The organism is Kribbella flavida DSM 17836 (genome assembly GCF_000024345.1).
GTDB lineage: Bacteria > Actinomycetota > Actinomycetes > Propionibacteriales > Kribbellaceae > Kribbella > Kribbella flavida.
The window spans coordinates 2,333,696-2,353,487 of record NC_013729.1 but is presented as its reverse complement, the minus strand read 5'-3'; the positions used below and the strand labels follow the sequence as shown (position 1 = coordinate 2,353,487).

The 19,792-nt window shown below is 71.5% G+C and carries 24 protein-coding genes; 5 read left to right on the top strand and 19 right to left on the bottom strand.

From position 1 onward, the window contains the following. Position 1 precedes the first annotated feature (1 nt). Positions 2 to 1,177: an AAA family ATPase gene (locus KFLA_RS11170; protein WP_012919896.1), complete on the top strand. Its 1,176-nt coding sequence runs from the start codon at positions 2 to 4 to the stop codon at positions 1,175 to 1,177. On the opposite strand, the gene KFLA_RS11165 is transcribed toward KFLA_RS11170, so the two are convergent. From KFLA_RS11165 to KFLA_RS11140, 6 genes are all read right to left on the bottom strand, one after another. Next, positions 1,122 to 2,057: a hypothetical protein gene (locus KFLA_RS11165; RefSeq protein WP_012919895.1), complete on the bottom strand. Its 936-nt coding sequence runs from the start codon at positions 2,055 to 2,057 to the stop codon at positions 1,122 to 1,124. The two genes, KFLA_RS11170 and KFLA_RS11165, sit on opposite strands and share 56 nt — an antisense overlap. Continuing rightward, on the bottom strand, positions 2,058 to 2,786 hold the full coding sequence (locus tag KFLA_RS11160; protein WP_012919894.1) for a CDP-alcohol phosphatidyltransferase family protein: 729 nt from the start codon (positions 2,784 to 2,786) through the stop codon (positions 2,058 to 2,060). It abuts the gene before it with no gap. Positions 2,787 to 3,012: 226 nt separating this feature from the next. Next, positions 3,013 to 3,450: a nitroreductase family deazaflavin-dependent oxidoreductase gene (locus KFLA_RS11155; protein ID WP_012919893.1), complete on the bottom strand. Its 438-nt coding sequence runs from the start codon at positions 3,448 to 3,450 to the stop codon at positions 3,013 to 3,015. Positions 3,451 to 3,464: 14 nt separating this feature from the next. After that, positions 3,465 to 3,788 (bottom strand): ArsR/SmtB family transcription factor, encoded by a 324-nt coding sequence (locus tag KFLA_RS11150; RefSeq protein ID WP_237706774.1) that lies wholly within the window; start codon positions 3,786 to 3,788, stop codon positions 3,465 to 3,467. 26 nt (positions 3,789 to 3,814) lie between these two features. Next, entirely contained in the window at positions 3,815 to 4,252 is a 438-nt protein-coding gene (locus tag KFLA_RS11145; RefSeq protein ID WP_012919891.1) for an SRPBCC domain-containing protein, read from the bottom strand. 74 nt (positions 4,253 to 4,326) lie between these two features. Beyond that, positions 4,327 to 4,509 (bottom strand): hypothetical protein, encoded by a 183-nt coding sequence (locus KFLA_RS11140; protein ID WP_012919890.1) that lies wholly within the window; start codon positions 4,507 to 4,509, stop codon positions 4,327 to 4,329. A 107-nt stretch (positions 4,510 to 4,616) separates the two neighbouring features. Between KFLA_RS11140 and KFLA_RS11135 the strand changes: the two genes are divergently transcribed. After that, on the top strand, positions 4,617 to 5,060 hold the full coding sequence (locus KFLA_RS11135; protein WP_012919889.1) for a MarR family winged helix-turn-helix transcriptional regulator: 444 nt from the start codon (positions 4,617 to 4,619) through the stop codon (positions 5,058 to 5,060). An 11-nt stretch (positions 5,061 to 5,071) separates the two neighbouring features. Here KFLA_RS11135 and KFLA_RS11130 read toward each other — a convergent pair whose 3' ends face one another. The 8 genes from KFLA_RS11130 to KFLA_RS11095 all read right to left on the bottom strand — a co-directional run bounded on the left by KFLA_RS11130 (position 5,072) and on the right by KFLA_RS11095 (position 11,780). After that, the gene (locus tag KFLA_RS11130) at positions 5,072 to 5,518 is read right to left on the bottom strand and encodes a hypothetical protein (protein WP_237706773.1); all 447 of its coding nucleotides are present in this window, start codon (positions 5,516 to 5,518) and stop codon (positions 5,072 to 5,074) included. An 11-nt stretch (positions 5,519 to 5,529) separates the two neighbouring features. Next, complete coding sequence (locus tag KFLA_RS11125; protein WP_012919887.1) at positions 5,530 to 6,270, bottom strand: class F sortase; 741 nt, start codon at positions 6,268 to 6,270, stop codon at positions 5,530 to 5,532. Continuing rightward, entirely contained in the window at positions 6,267 to 7,256 is a 990-nt protein-coding gene (locus tag KFLA_RS11120) for a hypothetical protein (RefSeq protein WP_012919886.1), read from the bottom strand. The genes KFLA_RS11125 and KFLA_RS11120 overlap by 4 nt, the downstream gene beginning before the upstream one ends. A gap of 106 nt (positions 7,257 to 7,362) precedes the next feature. Further along, positions 7,363 to 8,562 (bottom strand): PP2C family protein-serine/threonine phosphatase, encoded by a 1,200-nt coding sequence (locus KFLA_RS11115; protein WP_012919885.1) that lies wholly within the window; start codon positions 8,560 to 8,562, stop codon positions 7,363 to 7,365. Between the two features lie 45 nt (positions 8,563 to 8,607). Next, entirely contained in the window at positions 8,608 to 9,507 is a 900-nt protein-coding gene (locus tag KFLA_RS11110; protein WP_012919884.1) for an Fpg/Nei family DNA glycosylase, read from the bottom strand. Between the two features lie 177 nt (positions 9,508 to 9,684). Further along, entirely contained in the window at positions 9,685 to 10,161 is a 477-nt protein-coding gene (locus KFLA_RS11105; RefSeq protein ID WP_012919883.1) for a ribose-5-phosphate isomerase, read from the bottom strand. Positions 10,162 to 10,224: 63 nt separating this feature from the next. After that, positions 10,225 to 11,025: a hypothetical protein gene (locus KFLA_RS11100; protein WP_202797112.1), complete on the bottom strand. Its 801-nt coding sequence runs from the start codon at positions 11,023 to 11,025 to the stop codon at positions 10,225 to 10,227. Positions 11,026 to 11,177: 152 nt separating this feature from the next. Continuing rightward, a complete protein-coding gene (locus KFLA_RS11095; RefSeq protein ID WP_012919881.1) occupies positions 11,178 to 11,780 on the bottom strand; it encodes a mycothiol-dependent nitroreductase Rv2466c family protein in 603 nt (200 codons plus the stop codon). A gap of 159 nt (positions 11,781 to 11,939) precedes the next feature. Between KFLA_RS11095 and pepN the strand changes: the two genes are divergently transcribed. Both pepN and KFLA_RS11085 read left to right on the top strand, forming a co-directional pair. Next, a complete protein-coding gene (pepN, locus tag KFLA_RS11090; protein WP_012919880.1) occupies positions 11,940 to 14,513 on the top strand; it encodes an aminopeptidase N in 2,574 nt (857 codons plus the stop codon). 59 nt (positions 14,514 to 14,572) lie between these two features. Beyond that, positions 14,573 to 15,103: a hypothetical protein gene (locus tag KFLA_RS11085; RefSeq protein ID WP_237706772.1), complete on the top strand. Its 531-nt coding sequence runs from the start codon at positions 14,573 to 14,575 to the stop codon at positions 15,101 to 15,103. A gap of 21 nt (positions 15,104 to 15,124) precedes the next feature. Here the strand turns inward: KFLA_RS11085 and KFLA_RS11080 are convergent, their stop codons facing one another. Continuing rightward, a complete protein-coding gene (locus tag KFLA_RS11080; RefSeq protein ID WP_012919878.1) occupies positions 15,125 to 16,258 on the bottom strand; it encodes a serine hydrolase domain-containing protein in 1,134 nt (377 codons plus the stop codon). A gap of 272 nt (positions 16,259 to 16,530) precedes the next feature. Between KFLA_RS11080 and KFLA_RS11075 the strand changes: the two genes are divergently transcribed. Then, the gene (locus tag KFLA_RS11075) at positions 16,531 to 17,673 is read left to right on the top strand and encodes a hypothetical protein (protein WP_012919877.1); all 1,143 of its coding nucleotides are present in this window, start codon (positions 16,531 to 16,533) and stop codon (positions 17,671 to 17,673) included. A gap of 29 nt (positions 17,674 to 17,702) precedes the next feature. Here KFLA_RS11075 and KFLA_RS11070 read toward each other — a convergent pair whose 3' ends face one another. From KFLA_RS11070 to KFLA_RS11055, 4 genes are all read right to left on the bottom strand, one after another. Continuing rightward, positions 17,703 to 18,329, bottom strand: coding sequence for a GNAT family N-acetyltransferase (locus KFLA_RS11070; protein WP_012919876.1), 627 nt, complete (start codon positions 18,327 to 18,329; stop codon positions 17,703 to 17,705). Between the two features lie 30 nt (positions 18,330 to 18,359). Further along, positions 18,360 to 18,758, bottom strand: a complete 399-nt coding sequence (locus KFLA_RS11065; RefSeq protein ID WP_012919875.1) for a DUF5130 family protein — start codon at positions 18,756 to 18,758, stop codon at positions 18,360 to 18,362. After that, positions 18,745 to 19,026: an aa3-type cytochrome oxidase subunit CtaJ gene (gene ctaJ, locus KFLA_RS11060; protein WP_012919874.1), complete on the bottom strand. Its 282-nt coding sequence runs from the start codon at positions 19,024 to 19,026 to the stop codon at positions 18,745 to 18,747. Before ctaJ ends, KFLA_RS11065 begins: the two co-directional genes overlap by 14 nt. Before the next feature lie 119 nt (positions 19,027 to 19,145). Further along, positions 19,146 to 19,742, bottom strand: a complete 597-nt coding sequence (locus KFLA_RS11055) for a lytic polysaccharide monooxygenase auxiliary activity family 9 protein (protein ID WP_012919873.1) — start codon at positions 19,740 to 19,742, stop codon at positions 19,146 to 19,148. Positions 19,743 to 19,792 lie beyond the last annotated feature (50 nt).

Below are 19,792 nucleotides of genomic sequence, written 5' to 3'. Positions count from 1 at the left end.
CATGTTGCGGACGTTGGCGGTGGAGAGTTACCGGTCGCTGCGGCGGGTGGTGATGCCGTTGGGCCGGTTGAACGTGGTGACCGGCGCCAACGGCAGCGGCAAGTCGAGCTTGTACCGGGGCCTGCGGCTGCTGGCGGACGCGTCGCGGAACGGCGCGGTGGCGGCGCTGGCGCGGGAAGGCGGCTTGCAGAGCACTCTGTGGGCCGGGCCCGACCAGCTCGGGAAGTCGGTGCGCCGGGGTGAGCATCCGGTCCAAGGCACGGTGCGGTCGGGGCCGGTGAGCCTGCGGATGGGGTTCGCGTCCGACGACTACGGCTACGCGGTGGATTTCGGGCTGCCGGTGCCGGGCGGCGCGTTCGACCTGGATCCGGAGATCAAACGCGAGGCGCTCTGGGCCGGTCCGTTCTTCCGGCCGGCGGCGGTGCTGGTGGATCGGAAGGGCCCCGGCGTACGTATCCGCGGCGCCGATGGCGAGTGGCAGGACGGCGGGTACGCCCTGCAGACGTTCGACAGCATGCTCAGCGAGTTCGCCGACCCGCAACGGGCACCGGAGCTGCTGACGGTTCGCGAGCGGATGCGGTCCTGGCGGTTCTACGACCACCTGCGCACCGACGTGGACGCCCCGGCCCGGCAGGCCCGGATCGGGACCCGCACCCCGGTGCTCGACTCCGAAGGGGCGGACCTCGCCGCGGCGCTGCAGACGATCAAGGAGATCGGCGACAAGGCCGCCCTGGACCAGGCGATCGAGCAGGCCTTTCCGGGCAGCTCGGTGGCGGTCGAGACCGCATCGGGTCGCTTCCAGATCGCCTTCCGGCAGCACGGCCTGCTCCGCCCGCTGGCCGCGGCGGAGCTGTCCGACGGCACCCTGCGGTACCTGCTCTGGGTCGCCGCGCTGCTCACGCCGCGACCGCCGGAGCTGCTGGTGCTCAACGAGCCCGAGACCAGCCTGCACCCCGATCTGCTGCCCGCGTTGGCGAATCTCGTCGTCACCGCGGCCAAGGAGACCCAGGTGATCGTGGTGACGCACGCCCGGCCGTTCCTGGCCGCGCTGCAGGCCGGTGCGGAGGAGAGCGGTCAGGAGCTGAGCACGATCGAACTCGTGAAGGAGTTCGGTCAGACCGCTATCGCGGGTCAGGGCCTGCTGGACGAGCCTCCGTGGAAGTGGCCGACCCGGTAGCCGACCCGCCGGCGACTCCATCCGCACCGGCCGCCTCACCGGACGTGTCCTTCACCGACTCGAACCGGACCAGGATCAGTGCCCCGATCGCCGTCAGCACGAAGCCGCCGAGCGCCCCGGCGTACCAGCCGTCGCGCACCGCGTCGTCGAGAACCAGGACGCCGACCGCAGCCGGTGTGATCGTCTGCAGCGCGATCATCGGCGTCGTCGCCAGCGTCACCGAGCCCCGCTGCAGCGCGAGCGAGTAGAGCACGAATGCCAGCGCCCCGCTCAGCGGCAGCGTGTACGTCGCGGGTGCACTGAGCAGTTCCCCGATCGAGCCGTCGGGCAGCAACCGTGCCGAGATCGCGACACCGGCGTACCCGAGACCGGCGAGCAGGCCGAGCAGGGCGGTCGAACTCGCGTGCTGCGACCGGCTCGCCAGCCCACCGAGCACGGCGATCGCGACGAGTCCGACGATCAACCCGATGCTCAGTCCGTGGTGACGAGCGCTGTGGCCCGCCTCACCGGCCGAGACCGCGAGCAGTCCGAGGCCGACGCACACACCGACCACCGCGGACCACTCGATCGCGGACAGCCGGTCGCTCATCAGCCGGGTGGCGAGCAGCGCGGTGACCACCAGGCTGGCCGCGATGCCCGCCTGCGCGAGGTACAGCGGCAGCAGCCGCAGCGCCACGAAGTGCAGCCCGAAGCCGGCCAGGTTGAGCACCAGTGCGGCCAGGAACGCGGGCTGCTTCAGCAACGCCACCACGAAGCCGGCGAGCCGGCGCGGATCCAGCTCGGAGCCGGTCGGCACCTTCCGGGAGCCGACCGCCTGCAGGATCGCGGCGATCCCGAACACCACGGCCGCCCCGAGCGCGGCTCCCAGACCGAGCAGCACTCAGACTGCCCTGCGTCGCGGTACCCAGAAGGTGAGGTAGAGACTCAGCACCGCGTAGTACACGAGGTAGGCCAGCGACACCGCCACCACGAGCGGGTGCGGGTCGGGCATCTGCGTCAGCAGCAGCGCGTACGCCGCCAGCCAGATCGCCGTGCTCACCAGGTTCATCGTCCGGAACGCCTTGGTCCGCGAGGGGTACACGTACTTCACCGGTACGAACACCAGGATCGAGCAGACCACCAGGATCGTGCCGGTCACCGCCGGGGCCAGACCGAGCACCACCACGTAGAAGGCGACCACGTTCCAGTAGCTCGGGAAGCCGAGGAAGAAGTGGTCGTCGGTCTTCGCGTCGACCCGGCAGAACTGGTAGCTGGAGGCAAGCAGCGGCAGCGCCGCCAGCACCGCTCCCCAGCTGCCGGACGGCAGGTACCCACCGGTCCAGAGCAGCACGATCGGGGCGAACGCGTAGGTCAGGTAGTCGACGATGTTGTCCAGCATCGCGCCGTCGAACCACGGGATGGTTTCCTTCACCCGCAGCCGGCGGGCCAGCATCCCGTCGGTACCGTCGATCACCAGCGCGGCGAGCCCGAGCCACAACGCCCGGACGGCGTCGCCGTCGACGGCGGCGATCACGATCAGCAGCGCGAGCACCGTTCCGCTCGCGGTGTAGGCGTGCAGTGCCAGACCGGCCAGACGCAGCCGCGTCGAGCCGACGAACGGTTCACGCACCGCGTCGTGTGTGGTCAGCAGAACTCCCAGAACTCGGCCGACGCCAAGCGCCGGACTCTCCCGGCTCAGCGTCTCACAAGCCAGGTGCTCGGCCGGTCACCGCCTGCCGTCGGCAGTGGATCTGAGCACGGACTTTACCGGGCCGGTCCGCCGAGCGCCGCCGGATCACCGACGACGCCGGCACGCTCACCGTCGGCACCGGCGGACGCTCAGCGGCCGGTGCTGCTCAGTCGACCGGCTCGAGCAGGAACTGCGGCAGCTTCCGGGTGGTCTTCTTCTGGTACTCCGCGTAGTCCGGGTAGGCGTCGACCGAGCGCTTCCACCACAGGTCGTACTCCTCGCCGTCGATCTCCCGGGCGACGTACTCCCGGGTCTCGGTGCCGTCCTGGAGCGTGACCTTCGGGTTCGCCTTGAGGTTGTAGTACCAGACCGGGTGCTTCGGCGCCCCGCCGAGCGACGCCACCGCGCAGTACACGCCGTCGTGCTCGACCCGCATCACCGGGACCTTGCGGATCTTGCCGGACTTGTTGCCGACCATCGTCAGCAGTACGACGGCCATGCCGCCGAAGCCGGCCGGTTCGGTGCTGCCGGCCGCCTCGATCTTCTCGACGGCGCTGCGGACCCAGTCGGTCGGGCTGGGGGCGTACTCGGGTTCTGATGACATGTCACTAACTCTAGTCACCAGCGAGGGTCGCGGTCGCTGCCCGGCGTTTCCTCGGCGATTTCCTTGAGCGCCGCGAGCCGTTGGTCCCACTGCGCCGCGACAGCTTCCATCCAGCGGGCGGCCGCGGTCAGTTCGTGCGGCCGCAGCTCGAACCGTACGTCGCGCCCGTGCCGCCTGCTGTCCACTACCCCGGCCTCCCGCAGTACGGCGAGGTGCTGGACGACCGCCTGCCGCGAGACCGGCAGGTCCCGGGCCAGCATGGTCGCGGTCGCGCCACCGCACTCGGCGAGCAACTCGACCAGCCGCCGCCGGGTCGGATCGGCCAGCGCCGCCAGCACGATGCCGGCAGGATCAAGGGCTGTCGTCAGAACTCCTTCACCAGCGTGGCCAGCTCGGCCAGACCGCCGTCCCAGCCCTGTTCGGCGTTGTCGGCGTGCTCGGCGCGAGCCTGCTCGGGCAGATCGAGCCGGTCGAAGCCGCTCTCCACCACCGTGAGTCGGGTGCCTTCACCTTCCGGGGTGAGCGTGAACTCGACCAGGTTCGAGTTGCCCGGCACCGGGTCCACGCCCGGCTCGACCGCATACCGGTACGCGAACCGCCGGCCCGGCTCCACCTTCTCCACGAAGCCGCGGAACTCGCCGTGCTCGTCCCAGCGCAGGACGACCTGGCCGCCAGGACGCAGGTCGAGCTCCGCGCCGCCGAACGCGTACCACCGCGCCAGCGACTCCGGCTGGGTCACGGCGTTCCAGACCTGGTCCGGGCGGGCGTCGACGTACACCTCGCGCTCGACACTTCTCTCCACGATCACTCCGTCCACTCGGCGACCCGTCCACCCTGGCACGACGTACGCCGGATGTGCAAGTCATTGCTTGCACGTCAGGCAATGCGCTGCTGGGCCTGTCGCGCCCGAGCCACCCGGGCCGCGCGCTCGCGTTCCATCCGGGTCCGCGGGTCGAGGTGGTCCGGCAGTGACGCCGGTCCGGCGACGTGCAGCAGCAGCCAGGTCAGCCGCCAGCGAATCCGGTAGGCCACGCTGAGTCCCTCGTTTTTCGCGCTCATCGCTCGCTCCCTCGCCGGACGCGTCGCCGGCCTTCGCAGGCTTTACTTGGTGCATCAATAGTTGGTGTGCCAAGTGTTAGTGTAGTCCAGATCGGAGGAGGAGACGTATGTCGCAGACCGAAGAGGTGGACCTGCTCGCGCTGGACCGGCAGGTCTGTTTCGCGCTCGCGGTCGCTTCCCGCAGCGTCATCGCGTTGTACCGCCCGCTGCTGGAGCCGATGGGCCTGACCCATCCGCAGTACCTGGTGATGCTGGCGCTGTGGGGGGAGTCGCCGCTGTCGGTCAAGCAGCTCAGCAACCTGCTGCAGCTCGACCCCGGCACACTGTCGCCGTTGCTGAAGCGGCTGGAGGCGGCCGGCTACCTGACCCGCGGCCGGGACCCGCGCGACGAGCGGTCCCTGGCGGTCGAACTCACCGCGACCGGCAAGGCGCTGCGCGCCGAGGCGCTGAAGATCCCGCCCGCGATCATCGACCGGCTCGGTCTGACGATCGGCGAGCTGGAGTCCCTGCACCGCAACCTGACCCGCGTGATCGCCGCGGCGACCAGCTGATCGGCGAAGCCTCAGGGGCCGACGCACTCCTGCAGCTGGGCTGCGGTCGCGATCTTGCCCTCGATCCAGCGCCGGCGCAGGAAGTGCGCCTTGAGCAACCGGTGCACGCCGTCCAGCACGACCAGCCGGCCGCGGTAGGCGACCAGGTGGATCGGGAAGTCCAGATCGGCGTCCATCACCCGCTGGTAGTGGTCCCGGAAGTTCATCGGGGTCTCGGTGACCTGGCGCGGCGTGACCCGGAACGGTTCGCCGTTCAGCTGCCACAGCGGCAGGTCGAACATCCAGACCAGGTCGGCCACCTCGACCGGCTCGGTCCGCAGCTCCAGCGCCCAGAGCTTGCCGATCTTCCACCGGTCCGGCGGAAACACCTCCCGCACCGACGGCGGCATCCGCGCCACCAGTTCCTCGAACGACACGTCCGGCGCGCTCGCGTCCGCGCTCATCCCATCGACCGCCACGATCGTGCAGGCTACGCGATCCGCCGGGCCACCACGACCACGTTGCTGAGGTAGGCCTCGCCGTTCCAGTCCTCGCAGGTCACCAGCACCAGCCGCCCGCCGACCCGCTGGTCGAACAGCTTGCCCGCGGCCGCCGCCAGCGTCCGCTTCCGGTACGTCGTGACGCCGGTGACCTGGTACCGCAGAACGCCGCGCGAGGTGGTCAGGGTGACGACGGCGCCGGTCCGCAACCGGTCGAGGTCGTCGAAGGCCCCGCCTCCGTCGTGCACGGTGTGCCCGGTGATCACGGCCGAGCCGCGCGCCGCCCCGGGCTGCGCACCACCCGACCACCACCCCACCGTCGACGGGTCGGACGGCGGGGTCAGCTCGCCCCCGTCCGCCCGGATCGCCACGACCGGCGCGACGATGCCCAACTGCGCCACCGCGATCCGCGCCGGCCGGCCCGGCCGAGCCGGCACCGCCTTGGTGGGCGGCCGACGAGCGGGCTTTCGGGCGGCACCCGGTGTGGTCGCCATCCGGGCGGACGCCGACGGGCGAACCTCGGCGTGGGTGACCGGTAGCCTGCCGGCGCAGGCCGCGTCCCCCGCCGCGGGGAGGCAGCTCTCGGACGTGCCGTCGCCGGGATTTGAGCGTCCGCCGTCATGGGTGAAGTGGGTGTAGGCGCCGGCCCCGAAGGTCAGAAGACCGGTGAGGGCGACCAGCCCGCTCCTGCGGAGAGGAGCGGGCCGTCCACGGCGTCTGCCGGTGGTCACGTCAGACTGTGCTTGCCGCGGCGCCGGAGTGCGACCGCGCTGCCGATGGCCAGCATCACGCCGCCGGCGGTGAGCAGTACGCCGCCGAGCAGACTGAGCGGACCGGAGCCACCGTCGCCCTGCGCTCCACCGGTCAGACCTGCGTCGATCACGGTCGGCACGGCCGGGCTCGGGGAGTCCGGGGGCGTGTCGTCGGTCGGCGCGGTCGTGCTCGGCGCCGGCGTACTCGGCTCGTCGGCCGGCGGGACGCTCGGCGTCTCCGTGTCCGCAGTGCCCGGCGGGATCGTCGGCGGGCTGGTCGGCGGCGTCGTCGGAGCAGTGGTCGGCGGCGGCGTCGTCGGTGGGGTCGTCGGCGGCGTCGTGGGTGCAGTGGTGGGCGGGGTCGTCGGCGGAGTGGTGGGCGGGGTCGTCGGAGGCGTCGTGGGTGGCGTCGTCGGCGGCGTACCGCAGCCCTCGACCCAGAAGACCTTGTGCTTGGTGTCGTTGCCGATCGAGCCGTCGGCGTGCACGGTGATCTTCACGTGGTAGCCCTGCTGCGGGTGCGGCGGCCCGGTGAACTTCAGCGTGTAGGTCTGCTTGGCGTCCAGGTCGTTCCCGCCGCCGGCCGCGTCCTCGCCGATGAACAAGGTCTGGTCACCCGACACCACCTGCAGCCCGCCGTCGGCGGTCGGCGCCTGGTCGGCGAACTCCACCTCCGCCTGCAGCTCCGCGCCCTGGTCGTAGTTGTAGAACTCGACCAGGAACGAGCAGCCCTGGTGCGGGTTGTTGTCCGGCGGACCGGACTGGATGTCGACGCCCTCGATCTTGATCGTGCCGTTGTTGCCCGGCGGATCGGCCTGCGGCGCCGCCGGGCGGCCCGCCGGACCGGCCGAAGCCGCTGACGCCGCCGGAGCCGCGACCAGCGCGGCCGTTCCCAGCAGCAAGCACAGCGCGCCGGCTGCGGCCACAGCGCTCGCGGTCCGGGCTCGAACTCCCGTTGTCACCATCTCGCTCTCCCCGTTCCCCGTTCGGTGCCCCCGAGGGAATGGTTGCCGAATTCAACCGAATCGGCACCTTCCGCCCCCCTGCAGTATGCGCCTTTTGTTGCCTAGGTCAACCGGATGCGCCGAGCAGGCGCAGTACGGCGTGGCGGTGGCGGCGACTGGTGCCGGACTGGGTGGGGCGATTCGTCGGGAGGGATTCGGCCAGTTCGGCGGGATGGGTCTGGCGGTGGATGACGACGATGGCGGAGTCGTCGCCGGGGCCGCCGATCTCGACCACCAGCTCCTCGGCGGCGCCCCGGAAGCCGTGCGCGACCAGTCGCTCGGCGTGCCCGGCCAGCCGGTCGGTGCCCAGGCCGATGTCGCGGCGCGGCGTCTCCACCATGCCGTCGCTGTAGAGGAACAGCGCGTCGCCGAGCTTGAGCTGGCCCTTGTTCACCGGGAACTCGGGCGCCTCGACCAGGCCCAGCAGCGGGCCGTCGGAGTCGCGGGTGGCCCAGCGGCCGGACCACGCGTCGAACTGGATGGCCGGCGGGTGGCCGGCGGTCCGGACCTCGAACTCACCGCTGCGCAGGTCGATCGCGACGTGCACGACGGTGGCGAAGTCGTCGTCCCAGTTCTGCCGGCGCAGGTAGTGGTTCGCCGACGGCAGGAACTCCTCGACCGGGACCACACCCAGCAGGCCGCCGAACGCGCCGGACAGCAGCAGCGCCCGGGTGCCGGCGTCGATGCCCTTGCCGGACACGTCCACCAGGGCGACCTCGAGCTGGTCCTCGCCGCGGGTCGCGGCGACCACGAAGTCGCCGGAGAACGACTGTCCCCCGGCCGACCGGATCGCCGCCTCCGCGCGCCAGCCCGCCGGCAGCCGGGGCAGCTCGCCCTGGGCGGTCAGGATGTCGCGCAGCTCGATCAGCATCGACTCCCCGCGGGTGCCCTGCACACCGAGCCGGCTGCGCACCTTGGCCCCGGTGAGCACGATCCAGGCGACCAGGCCGAGCGTCAGCATGAAGCCGATCTTGGGCATGTCGGCCGCCAGCCCGGACACCACGTACGAGCCCGTCGTGAGCGCCACGAACGTGAGCACCATCAGCGACTTGAAGCGCAGCAGCAGGCCGCCGAGCAGCAGCGGAACGATCAGCGCGCTGGGCGGCACGTGCGCCGGCAGCGTCTCCGCGAGCACGCTGATGGCCACGGTGAGCACCAGCAGCGCGCCGAGGGTGAGCGAGTGCGACTTGCGCGCGCGACGCAGCAGCGATCGAGCCGCCCGCCGGACGTCCCGTCGCAAGCCAGCGAAACCGCCGTCACCGCTCATGGTGAGAAGAAGATAACGGCACCGGCCGGTCCGCGCATCACATCGTCACAACTTCTTGACCTGCGGCTTTTTCGCCGCCGTGCTGCGTGACGCGCGGGACGCCCGCGCCGGGGTGGCCGGTGGCTTGCGGGTCTGCCCGGTGCGCTGGCACTTCGGGCACCAGAACAGGTTGCGGCCGGCCAGCAGCTCGGTCCGGATCACCGAGTCGCAGACGTGGCAGTGCTGGCCGTGCCGACGGTAGACGTAGACCTCGCCGCCGTGGTCGTCCCGCCGCGGGTCGCGGCCCATCGCCTCCGGGGTGTGGTCGTCGGTGACGGTGTCGATCCGGCCGGTCTCCACGCCGTACTTCATCAGCTCGAGCAGGTCGGTCCACATGCCCTGCCACTCGCGCTTCCGGACCAGGTTGCCCGGCGTCATCGGGTGCAGCTTGGCCCGGAACAGCACCTCGGCGCGGTACACGTTGCCGACCCCGCTGAGCACCTCCTGGTCCATCAGCAGCCGGCCGATCGGCAGCTTGCTGCGCTGGATCCGCTTCCAGGCGAGGTCCGGGTCGGCGTCGTCGCGCAACGGGTCCGGGCCCAGCCGCCCGATCAGCGCCTCCCGCTCGCCGTCGGTGAGCACCTCACAGACCGTCGCACCGCGCAGATCGGCGTACGCCGCGTCGTTCTGCAGCCGGAGCCGGACCTGGCCGACGGGTTCGGGGATCGGCGCGGACCCGAAGTCGACCTTGCCGATCAGACCGAGGTGGATGTGCAGCCAGCCGCCGCCCTCGAAGTCGGCGAGGAAGTGCTTGCCGTGGGCTTCGGTGTGCCGCAGCACGCGGCCGTCGAGCAGCGCGGCGCCGTCGACGAACCGGCCCTGCGGGCTCGAGGCGCGGACGACCCGGCCGCCGAACGCGTCCCAGACGTCGTTCGCCAGCCGGTGCAGGGTGTGACCTTCGGGCATGATTCCTCGTATGGGGACGACGTCAGGACCAGACAGAGCCGGTGCCGGCCGAACCGGCACGGACCGGGGCCGCACCGCGCCGACTCCGGCCGTGATCGGGGTCGGCCGCTCGATGCGCGCCCGGGACGTGTCCCGGCCGCGGGCCGAGCAGCCTCACGGGGGCGAACACGTTCAGGATCAGGACGATTCCGGCAGCGGCGGCAGCTCGCCGGTCCGCTCGTAGGAGCTCAGCATCTCGATCCGCCGGGTGTGCCGGTCCTCGTCGGAGTAGCCGGTCGCCAGGAACGTCTCGACGAAACCGGTGGCCTGCTCGGTGCTGTGCATCCGGGCGCCGATGCTGATCACGTTCGCGTTGTTGTGCTCGCGGCCCAGCCGGGCGGTCTCGTCGCTCCAGGCCAGCGCGGCCCGGGCGCCCTTCACCTTGTTCGCGGCGATCTGCTCGCCGTTGCCCGAGCCGCCGATCACGACGCCCAGGCTGCCGTCGTCCTGGACCACCGCCACGGCCGTGCGCAGGCAGTACGGCGGGTAGTCGTCCACCGCGTCGTACACGGCCGGGCCGTGGTCGACGACGTCGTGCCCGGCAGCCGTGAGGTGCTGGACCAGGTGGTTCTTCAGTTCGAAGCCGGCGTGGTCAGAGCCGATGTGCACTCGCATGGGCCAGAGTCTTGCAGCTCCGCGCACGGTCCGGCACGCCGGGACCACTCCGGTGGAGGTTGATCACGTCGTCGCCGCCGGAGAGCCGCCCGGCACGGTCAGGCTGCGGGTCAGCTCGGTCACGTCGGCGTACGCCTTGCTGTACGGCGTACCGGGCGGGTGCAGGGTGTAGACGGCGACGATCGTCCGGTCGCCGGGACCGACGGTCCCGGTGGTGTGCAGGGCGTCGCTGGTCAGGTCGATCCCGGCCGCCACCGGTTCGGCCCGGTCCGAGCTGAAGCCGCTCGACCCCAGGAAGCCGGACCAGCCCTGTTTGAGGGCGAAGGGCGGCGCGAAGGCCGACGCGATCCCGAAGTACTGGTCGAAGCCGTCGGTGCCGTACCGCGTCGCCTGGTGCAGCCGGCCCAGCACGCACTCCCGCACCGGAGCCGGGGCCTGCTCCAGCAGGTACCGGTAGATCCGGACGGTGTCGGCCGGGGTGATCCCGACGTACCCCCAGAACCCCGGGTGGGTGGCCGGCGGGCGGGTCGTGTGCGTGAGCCCGAGCCGCGCCGCCATCCGGTCGACGAGGTCGCCGCCGCCCAGCTCGTCCCAGTAGTGGCTGGCGGCGTCGTCGTCACTGCTGCGCAGCATCACATCCAGCCGCTCGCCGTCCGCCGGCCCGAGCTCGTACGCCGGGCCGCGGTCCCACAGGAGGTCCAGCGCGATCAGCAGCTTCACCACGGACGCGGAGCGGAACTGGTGATCCTGGTTCAGCTGGTCGGTGAACCGGCCGGCCCGGCGGTCGTAGACGGCGGCGCCCGCCACCACACCGGGCGGAACGACCGTCGGGCTCTCGGAGGGACCGCCACGCACAAGTTTCACCAGGAACCCACTCACCATCGCCGGAAGGACTTCGTCGGTTACCTTCCCGCCTGTCCGGCATTCGTTCAAGCCCTGTACACCAGGCCGAAACTCACCCGGGCGTCGAAGGACCGGCCCACCCCCCGAGGAGCGAACCGGTCCGGGGAGTGTGCTCAGTCGAAGATCGGCTCGCGGTCACGGGTGCGCTTGAGCTCGAAGAAGCCCTCGGTGCCGGCCACCAGGCGGACGCCGTCCCACAGCTTGCCGGCCGCCTCGCCCTTCGGCGCCGGGGTGACCACCGGGCCGAAGAAGGCGACGCCCTCGACCGCGATCACCGGCGTACCGACCTCCATGCCGACCTGGTCCATGCCGGCGTGGTGGGACTTGCGCAGCGCCTCGTCGTACTTGTCGGTGCCGGCGGCCTCGAGCAGGCTCGCCGGCAGCCCGGCCTCGGCCAGCGCCTCGGCGAGCACGTCGCCGTCGCTGCCGTTGGTGCCGCGACCGTCGACATGGATCCGGTTGCCGAGCGCGGTGTAGAGCGGCAGCAGCACCTCGTTGCCGTGGGCCTGCTCGGCCGCGATCAGAACCCGGACGATGCCGAGCTTGCGCTGCCAGATCGCGTCGTGGTCCTCGCGGTCCTCGTTCAGCACGGCCAGGCTCATCACGTGCCAGGTCGTCCGCACGTCGCGGACCTGCTCGACCTCGAGCATCCAGCGAGACGTCATCCAGGCCCACGGACAGGCCGGGTCGAACCAGAAATCGGCGGAGGCAGTCATGGGGCGATCGTACAAACCGCAACCAACCGGTCACGGCCGGGCATCGCACCGTCACCGTCCGGCAGCACCCGGCACCGGCAGGGAAACGGTTACGCATCGGTGCGGAAGTCGCGGGGAAACCCTCGGCCAAGCGTGCAGCCAGGTGCATAGGATGCCGACATGCCTGGAACCAACCTGACGCGCGACGAAGCGCGCACCCGCGCCGGCCTGCTCAGCGACGTGAGCTACGCGATCGAGCTCGACCTGAGCACCGCGGCCACCGGCGCACCGACGTTCGCGTCGACGACCACCCTCACCTTCGCCGCCACGGCCGGCGCCAGTACCTTCGCCGACCTGATCGCGGCGACCGTGCACGAGGTGACGCTGAACGGCCGCTCGCTCGACCCGGACACCGTGTACGACGGCGCCCGGATCCAGCTGGACGGGCTGCAGGAGCGCAACGAGCTGCGGGTGGTGGCCGACTGCATCTACTCGCGTACCGGCGAAGGGCTGCACCGCTCGGTCGACCCGGCCGACAAGGAGACCTACCTCTACACCCAGTTCGAGGTCCCGGACGCGCGCCGGGTGTTCACCACCTTCGAGCAGCCGGACCTCAAGGCGCCGTTCACCTTCACCGTGTCCGCCCCGGCCCGCTGGGTGGTCATCTCGAACGCGCCGACCCCCGAGCCGACGCCGTACGCCGGCGAGAACGGCGAGGAGCTGGCCCGCTGGGAGTTCGCCCCGACGGTGCCGATCTCGACCTACATCACCGCTGTCGTGGCCGGTCCGTACCACGTCGTCACCGACGTCTACGAAGGCCCGAACGGCAACTACCCGCTGTCGCTGCTGTGCCGCCCGTCGCTGGCCGAGCACTTGGACACCGCGGACCTGTTCGAGGTGACCAAGCAGGGCTTCGAGCTGTTCGAGCGGGCGTTCGGTACGCCGTACCCGTTCGGCAAGTACGACCAGGCGTTCGTGCCGGAGTACAACATGGGCGCGATGGAGAACGCCGGCTGCGTGACGCTGCGCGACGAGTACATCTTCCGCAGCCGGACCACGCACGCCGAGCTGGAGAGCCGCGCGAACACAGTGCTGCACGAGCTGGCGCACATGTGGTTCGGCGACCTGGTCACGATGAGCTGGTGGGACGACCTGTGGCTGAACGAGTCGTTCGCCGAGTGGGCCAGCCACTGGGCCCAGGCGACCGCCACGACGAAGTACGCCGACGCCTGGACGACGTTCTGCAACGCCCGCAAGACCTGGGCGTACCGGCAGGACCAGCTGCCCTCGACGCACCCGATCGCCGCGGACATGGTCGACTTCCACGCGGTCGAGGTGAACTTCGACGGCATCACCTACGCCAAGGGCGCGTCCACGCTGCGCCAGCTGGTCGCGTTCGTCGGTGAGGACACCTTCATCAGCGCGCTGAAGGAGTACTTCGCCGACCACGCGTTCGGCAACACCGAGCTGGCCGACCTGCTGAAGCCGCTGGAGAAGGCGTCCGGGCGCGACCTGGACGACTGGACCGAGCGCTGGCTGCGCACGGCCGGCGTCAACACGCTGCGGGCCGACTTCGAGGTCGACGCCGACGGCGCGTTCTCCCGCTTCGCGATCGAGCAGACCGCCGCCCCGGACTTCCCGGTCCTGCGGCCGCACCGGCTGGCCGTCGGTCTGTACCGGCGGACCGGCACGGGCCTGGTCCGGACCGAGCGGTTCGAGGTCGACATCGACGGCCCGCGCACCGAGCTGGCCGAGCTGGTCGGCGCCACCCAGCCGGACCTCGTGCTGCTGAACGACGACGACCTCACCTACGCCAAGATCCGGCTCGACGAACGGTCCCGCGCGACGCTGGTGGAGTCGATCGACCAGCTCGCCGAGTCGCTGCCGCGGGCGCTGGCCTGGGGCGCGGCCTGGGACATGACCCGCGACGCCGAGATGCCGGCCTCGCAGTACGTCGAGATCGTGCTCAAGGGGATCCGCGCCGAGACCGACCTGACCGGCGTCCGGTCGCTGCTCAACCAGGCGACCGCCGCGATCAACTCCTACGCCGCACCGCAGAACCGGGCCGCCCTGCGCGCGCAGTACGAGGATGCGCTGGCCGAGCTGCTCACCGCGGCCGAGGCCGGCAGCGACCACCAGCTCGCGTTCGCCCGCGCCTACATCGCCGGGGTGTTCTCCGACGCCGGCGCGGACCGGCTGGCGCGCTGGCTGCAGGGCGAGGACCTGCCGGCCGGCCTGGTGGTCGACACCGATCTGCGCTGGACGCTGATCGTCGCGCTGGCCCGGCTGGGCCGGATCGGCGCCGCCGAGATCGACGACGAGCTGACCCGCGACACCACCATCACCGGTCAGGAGCGAGCCGCCCAGGCCCGCGCCGCGCGGCCGACCCCCGAGGCCAAGGAAGAGGCCTGGCGGATCGCGGTGGAGTCCGAGGACACGCCGAACGAGACGCAGTTCCGGACCATCCTGGGCTTCCAGCAGCCGGGCCAGGAGGAGCTGCTCCGGCCGTACGTCGACCGGTACCTGAGCGCTGCCAAGGACGTGTACACCCGGCTCGGCTCCTCGATGGGCGAGAACGTGCTGGTCTACCTGTCGCCGCGCAACCTGGCCGAGGACGCGACGCTGGAGGCGCTGACCAGCTGGCTCGACACCGAGACCGAGGCGATCGACGCCCCGACCCTGCGGTACGTCGGTGAGGCCCGGGCCGACCTGGTCCGGGCCCTCGACGCGCAGCGCCGCGACGCCGAAGGCTGATCCTGCGTACTCCCCCGTCCGTGCATCGATCCGGTGCACGGATGGGGGAGACTAGAGTGGTGGCTTCCCCTGATCCCGCCCTTGCTGGTGCAGCTGCAGTTGCCCTGACCGGACTGGCCGAGGCGTACCGTCCCCGGCCGGTGACGCCGTTGATGCCCTGGCGCTTCGCGCACCGGCTGGTCAAGCCGTACGTGATCACCGCCCGCGGCCGCTCCTGGGACGACGCGATGGTGGCGACGGCCCGCTCCGCCGCCACCCGGCAGCTCGAGTTCGACGACGCGATGGGCGGCCTCGGGCTCGGGGTCGTCGTGCTGCACCTGGCCGACGACGGGACCCGGATGGTGGTGCAGAGCTGGGCGAAGAACTTCCAGTCCCGGCTCAGCATGTTCAGCGGCCTGGACGTGCACGACCTGCGGCCCGCGCCGATCGGGGCGGCGCCGTCGGTGTGGGAGCTCGAGGTGCTCAGCCACGAGCGTTCGTCGTACGTGCACCACATCCTGAACGCCGAGGTGGACGTCGACGGGTGGCTCGAGGACGCCCTCGACACCCGCCCGGCGCCCAAGCTCGACGGCATTCCCTCCGGCACCTGACCGCAGGCCGCTCCGCCGCGGTCAGGAACAGATCGCCCGGTCGATCAGCCGCCGGGCCGCGTTGTCCTGCGCGAAGACGACGTCGAGCGAGTCGTACAGCTGCGACGACATCGACACCACCGCACTGCGCTCCCCGTCGCCGGTCACGGCCAGCCGGGTGCGATAGCCGAGCTGGTCGCCGCCCGGGATCCACACGGTGCCGCCGCAGGCCAGATCGCGGGAGAACAGTCCGAGTCCGTAGCGCGCCCCCGGCCACAGCTGGGTCGCGGTCTCGTCGACCGGCACTGTCCGGGTCATCTCTCGCAGCTCGGCCCGGCCGAGCAGCCGCCCGTCGAACAGCGCCCGCTGGAACGTGTCGAGGTCCGCGAGCGTGGAGATGTACCCGCCGGACGCGTCGACGTCGATCAGCTGGGTGGTGTCGACGTACCGCTCCCCTGCGGCGAACCGGGTGTAGCCCTTGGCGTGCGGCTGCTTGATCCCGGGACTCGTGCCCGGCCAGTAGGTGTGCCGCAGTCCCAGCGGGCGGACGATGCGCCGCTCGACCTCGTCGTACCAGCGCCGCCCGGTGACCGCCTTGATGACCAGGCCGACCAGGTCGTAGCCGGTGTTCGAGTACTTCCAGCCGGTGCCGGGGGCGAAGTCCGGCGCGTGGCTGAGCCCGGCCCGGACGATCTCCTCCTCGGTGTGGATCGCGAACCGGCGCTGGTAGTACTGCTCGGCGGTGTCGATGGACGGGAAATTGCCGTCGTAGATGCCGGCGGTGTGCTGCAGCAACTGCCGGACCGTGATCAGCCGGCCGTCGTTGCCGTTGCCGCGGACGTAGCCGGGCAGCCACTTCTCCACGGTGTCGTCGAGCCGCATCCGGTTCTCGCCGACGAGTTGCAGCACAACGGTCGCCACCAGGGTCTTGTTGGTGCTGCCGATCCGGAAGTAGCCGTCGGCACGCGGAGGTCGACGCCGGCCGAGCTCGGCGACGCCGTCGGTCACGGTCCGGGACCGCCCGTACTGCGAGGTGGTGCGCGCCAGCACCCCGGTGACTCCGACCGCGGTGATCTGTTCCGCGTCCTGCCGCAACGGATCGGGCCGGGCGACGGCAGGTGCGACCGGTACGACGGAGAGCGCCAGAACGGCGGCCAGCAGCGTCTTGATGGGCACGGATAACTCCTCCGGGAGGTGAATGGTTTTCCACCACGTTGCCAACGGCCGGAGCTCTCCACCATCACCCGTGAACCCGGACAGTGGTAGCGCGAACGCTACCCGTGACAGTCAAACGTTTGCTGGTCAGCACACAGTCGCAGGTCGGCTCCGGTCCGCGTTCCGGCGGAAACAAAGAGATTTCCGGCACCTGAAGAGCACTCACTTCTCGGGTGGATCAGGCTTAAGCTGATCCGGAATCCGAGGGAAAGGAACTGGGGAGGACCTTTGCCGTGACGCATCTGGACCACCGAAATCCCGCGGCGGACCTGGCCAACGCCGCCGGTACCGCCTTCGCGCCGTCGCCGCGACCCCCAGCGACGTCTCCCGGCACGTCCACCGCGACGCCCGCCGAGCAGGCCGCCGAGCAGGCCGCCGACCGGATCGTCGGCCGGTCGACCGTGCCGCTGCCCCAGGTGGCGATCGGCCGGTCGTCGGGCCCCGACGTACTGATCGGCGCCCCGGCCGGGTCCGACCGGGCGGTCGACACCGGCGCCGGCGTCCGGCTCGGCGCGGCACCGTTCGACGGGCTGCTCGACACCACGCCCTCGCGGCACGTCGCCGCCGCGCACGCGACGACGTACGCGCTCGCCGAGGAGACCGACTACTACCCGCTCGCTGACGCCGTCCGCCCGACCGGCGGCCACCGCGCGAGCCGGAGCGCCCGGACCAGCTCCGCAGTGCCGTCACGCGGCCGGCGCGCAGACCGCTCCGGCGATGGCGCAGGGCACGGTACAGCCGGCAACGGCGGCAACGGCGGCCGGCGTGGCCGCGGTACCGGAGGCGGCACCGGAGGCGGGCGCAAGCGCTCGTCCGCCGTGATCGGCGCGGCCGTGGTCGCGAGCACGGCGATTCTCGGCACGTTCGGCTTCATCCTGAGCAACGGCACCACGCCGGACCCGCAGGCCGGCTCCGGCACCGTGCGTGACACCGCGACCTCCGCGCCGCCGAGCACCGAACCCGCGCCCGCCCTGCCGAGCACCGCCAAGGCCGACCGCAAGCCGGCCGTCACCCCCTCGGCCTCGTCGGCGCCGCCGAACACCGGGCCGGAGTCGCCGAAGTTCCGGCGCGGCCAGTGGATCGCCGTGCTCGACACCTACCCGACCGACGCGGGCATGGCGGCCGACCAGCTGGCCAAGGATCTGGCCGGCCAGCTGATCAAGGCCGGCGTACCGGCGAAGGCCCTGCTCGCGACCGGGCAGTACCCGGGGCTGACGACCAGCGACCTGCGGCCGGTCTCCGACGCCTGGATCGTCTACATCGGCCCGGCGACGTCGTCCGAGGCCGCGATCAACCTGTGCGTGTCACCGAAGATCCAGCGGATCCACGCGAACAACGCCTGCCCGACGTACGAGCCGGCGAGCGCCGCGGGCTGACCTTCGCCGCCGAGCGCCGCGGGCTGACCTCACTCAGCCTGCGTGCCGGGAGCCGCGATCCGCGGCACGCGGTCGGTCGCGAGCCGGGCGTGCAGGTGGGAGTCGTGCCGCCGGCCGGTGACCTCGACGTAGTAGTCGCGCATGGTGCCCTCGAGCTGGTACCCCGCGGTGGTCGCGACGCGGCAGGACCCCTTGTTGACCAGGGCGTGGTCCAGTGACAGACGGTGCAGCCCGGCGCCGCCGCCCTCCGAAGGCGTGAACGCCCAGCGTGACGCGGCGTCCAGGGCCCGCGCGGCGAGCCGGCGGCCTCTGGCGGCCGGCGTGATCCAGTAGGCGGCGACCGCCTGGTCCGGGACCCGGTGCACGTCTCGCAGCGTCACCGAGCCGAGCAGCTCGCCGGAGGCCGTGTCGGTGACGGCGAACATCGCATGTCCCATCGACCAGCCCTCGAGCCGCGGTTGCAGCCAGCCACGGGCGCGCTGATCGGCCGGGAGCCCGAGCACCGCCGAACCGGCGGTCCAGCGCAGGATGTCCGGGTCGGTCATCGCGACGGCGACGCCGGGCTCGTCCGCCGGGGTGAACGGCCGCAGCAGGAAGTCACCGGCCGGGATCTCCACCGGCCGCAGCTCGCGGGCCGACCGACGTACCGTGCTCATCAGGTCCTTCCAGGAGAACGCCCGCGGCAGCTACTGCTGGTGCGGCTCGTTGGCGTGCAGCAGCGGCGCCTGGTGCGCGTGGTCCCCGAGCTGCTGGATGCCGGTCACCAGTCCACCGGTGAGGTCACCGGTGGCGAACGACGTCTGCATGGTCAGCGCGGCGAGACCGGCCGACTGGTCCGACAGCTGGCGCTTGGCGGCGGCCCCGGTGACGATCTCCAGCCGGCGGCCGGCCGGGTCGACGTACACCAGCACGGTGCGGTCGGGGTCGGGCAGCTCGTTCAGCAGCTCGAGCGCGAACGGGCGGGTCTCGGAGTCCGCGCCGCCGACGTAGACCGAGAAGTGCAGGCCGGACACGGTCTCGGCGTGCCGGACCGCGCGCTCGATGTCGAGCAGCTGGTCGTGGGTGAAAGCGTCACCAGCTGGCACTTGCGCCTCCGGTCGATCGGGCGACGGCCTGCGGGGCGGTCGCGGACGGCGAGCTGCCGGCCGGCAGTTCGGGCAGGTTGGCCGGGTCCGGCTTGGTCGTCACCGGGCCGTTGATCCAGACCGGCGGCGCCCACCAGGACAGGCCCGGGCGGTAGCGCGGGCCGCGCGCGATCGACGAGGCGAAGACGAGCAACGCCACCACCGCGATGATCAGCGCCGGGATGCCGACGAACACCAGCAGGGTGTGGCCGGAGAGCTGAGGAATCACACTCCGAAGCCTAGGCCATCACCCTGTTCCGATGGCCACAGGGGACGCTCCTCGAAACCTGGGGCGGTAGGTTTCGAGGAGCGCTCGGACCCAGGACGGCTGCTACCGCACCCGGGCGGTCAGAAGCGGACGTCGGAGCACTGGTAGAAGGCGTTCGCGGTGTCGGCGATCGTCCAGACGGCGAGGATCATGTGCCGTCCGGTCCGGGCCGGCACCCGGCCGGTGTGCGCGACGTCGTTGGCCGGGCGTGCGCCGTTCATCGGCACGGTCAGGAACGGCGTGAGCTCGAGCGCGGAGCGGGTCAGCCGGGCGTTCTGGTTCCAGCCCGGCTTGGTGATGTAGTACTTGAAGTCGGTGGTGCTGTGCGCCGCGGTCAGGCGCCAGCGGAACGTGTAGTTCTGGCCGGAGACCAGCTGGGTGGCCGGCCAGGCACCGCCGCGCTGGTCGTTGAGCTGGTCGAACTGCGCCAGTCCGGCCGAGCAGAGCGTGCCGTCGGCCGGCCCGCCGTTCGGGAAGCCCTTCGGGCCCTCGGTGCTCTGCGGCTCCCACTGGATCTGGCCGCAGTTCTGCACCGTGCCGTTCGCGCAGTGCTTGGCCCGGCTGATCGGTGCGTTGGTGTAGCCGTGACCGTAGGCCATCGGCACGGAGGTGGCGACCGTCAGCGACAGGGCGCCGACCGCGATTCCGGCCAGGCTGAACTTGCGTGCTCGCATCATGCGGACACTCCTTCGGTTTCCCGTTCAAGGGGGGCGGTGGGGAAAGGTGA

What these genes read in the sequence shown, in the direction of transcription:
- KFLA_RS11170 (WP_012919896.1), top strand. Translation starts at nt 2, where the DNA reads ATGTTGCGGACGTTGGCGGTGGAGAGTTACCGGTCGCTGCGGCGGGTG.
- KFLA_RS11155 (WP_012919893.1), bottom strand. Translation starts at nt 3,450, where the DNA reads ATGTCATCAGAACCCGAGTACGCCCCCAGCCCGACCGACTGGGTCCGC.
- KFLA_RS11140 (WP_012919890.1), bottom strand. Translation starts at nt 4,509, where the DNA reads ATGAGCGCGAAAAACGAGGGACTCAGCGTGGCCTACCGGATTCGCTGG.
- KFLA_RS11135 (WP_012919889.1), top strand. Translation starts at nt 4,617, where the DNA reads ATGTCGCAGACCGAAGAGGTGGACCTGCTCGCGCTGGACCGGCAGGTC.
- KFLA_RS11120 (WP_012919886.1), bottom strand. Translation starts at nt 7,256, where the DNA reads ATGGTGACAACGGGAGTTCGAGCCCGGACCGCGAGCGCTGTGGCCGCA.
- KFLA_RS11115 (WP_012919885.1), bottom strand. Translation starts at nt 8,562, where the DNA reads ATGAGCGGTGACGGCGGTTTCGCTGGCTTGCGACGGGACGTCCGGCGG.
- KFLA_RS11110 (WP_012919884.1), bottom strand. Translation starts at nt 9,507, where the DNA reads ATGCCCGAAGGTCACACCCTGCACCGGCTGGCGAACGACGTCTGGGAC.
- KFLA_RS11105 (WP_012919883.1), bottom strand. Translation starts at nt 10,161, where the DNA reads ATGCGAGTGCACATCGGCTCTGACCACGCCGGCTTCGAACTGAAGAAC.
- KFLA_RS11095 (WP_012919881.1), bottom strand. Translation starts at nt 11,780, where the DNA reads ATGACTGCCTCCGCCGATTTCTGGTTCGACCCGGCCTGTCCGTGGGCC.
- pepN (WP_012919880.1), top strand. Translation starts at nt 11,940, where the DNA reads ATGCCTGGAACCAACCTGACGCGCGACGAAGCGCGCACCCGCGCCGGC.
- KFLA_RS11070 (WP_012919876.1), bottom strand. Translation starts at nt 18,329, where the DNA reads ATGAGCACGGTACGTCGGTCGGCCCGCGAGCTGCGGCCGGTGGAGATC.
- KFLA_RS11055 (WP_012919873.1), bottom strand. Translation starts at nt 19,742, where the DNA reads ATGATGCGAGCACGCAAGTTCAGCCTGGCCGGAATCGCGGTCGGCGCC.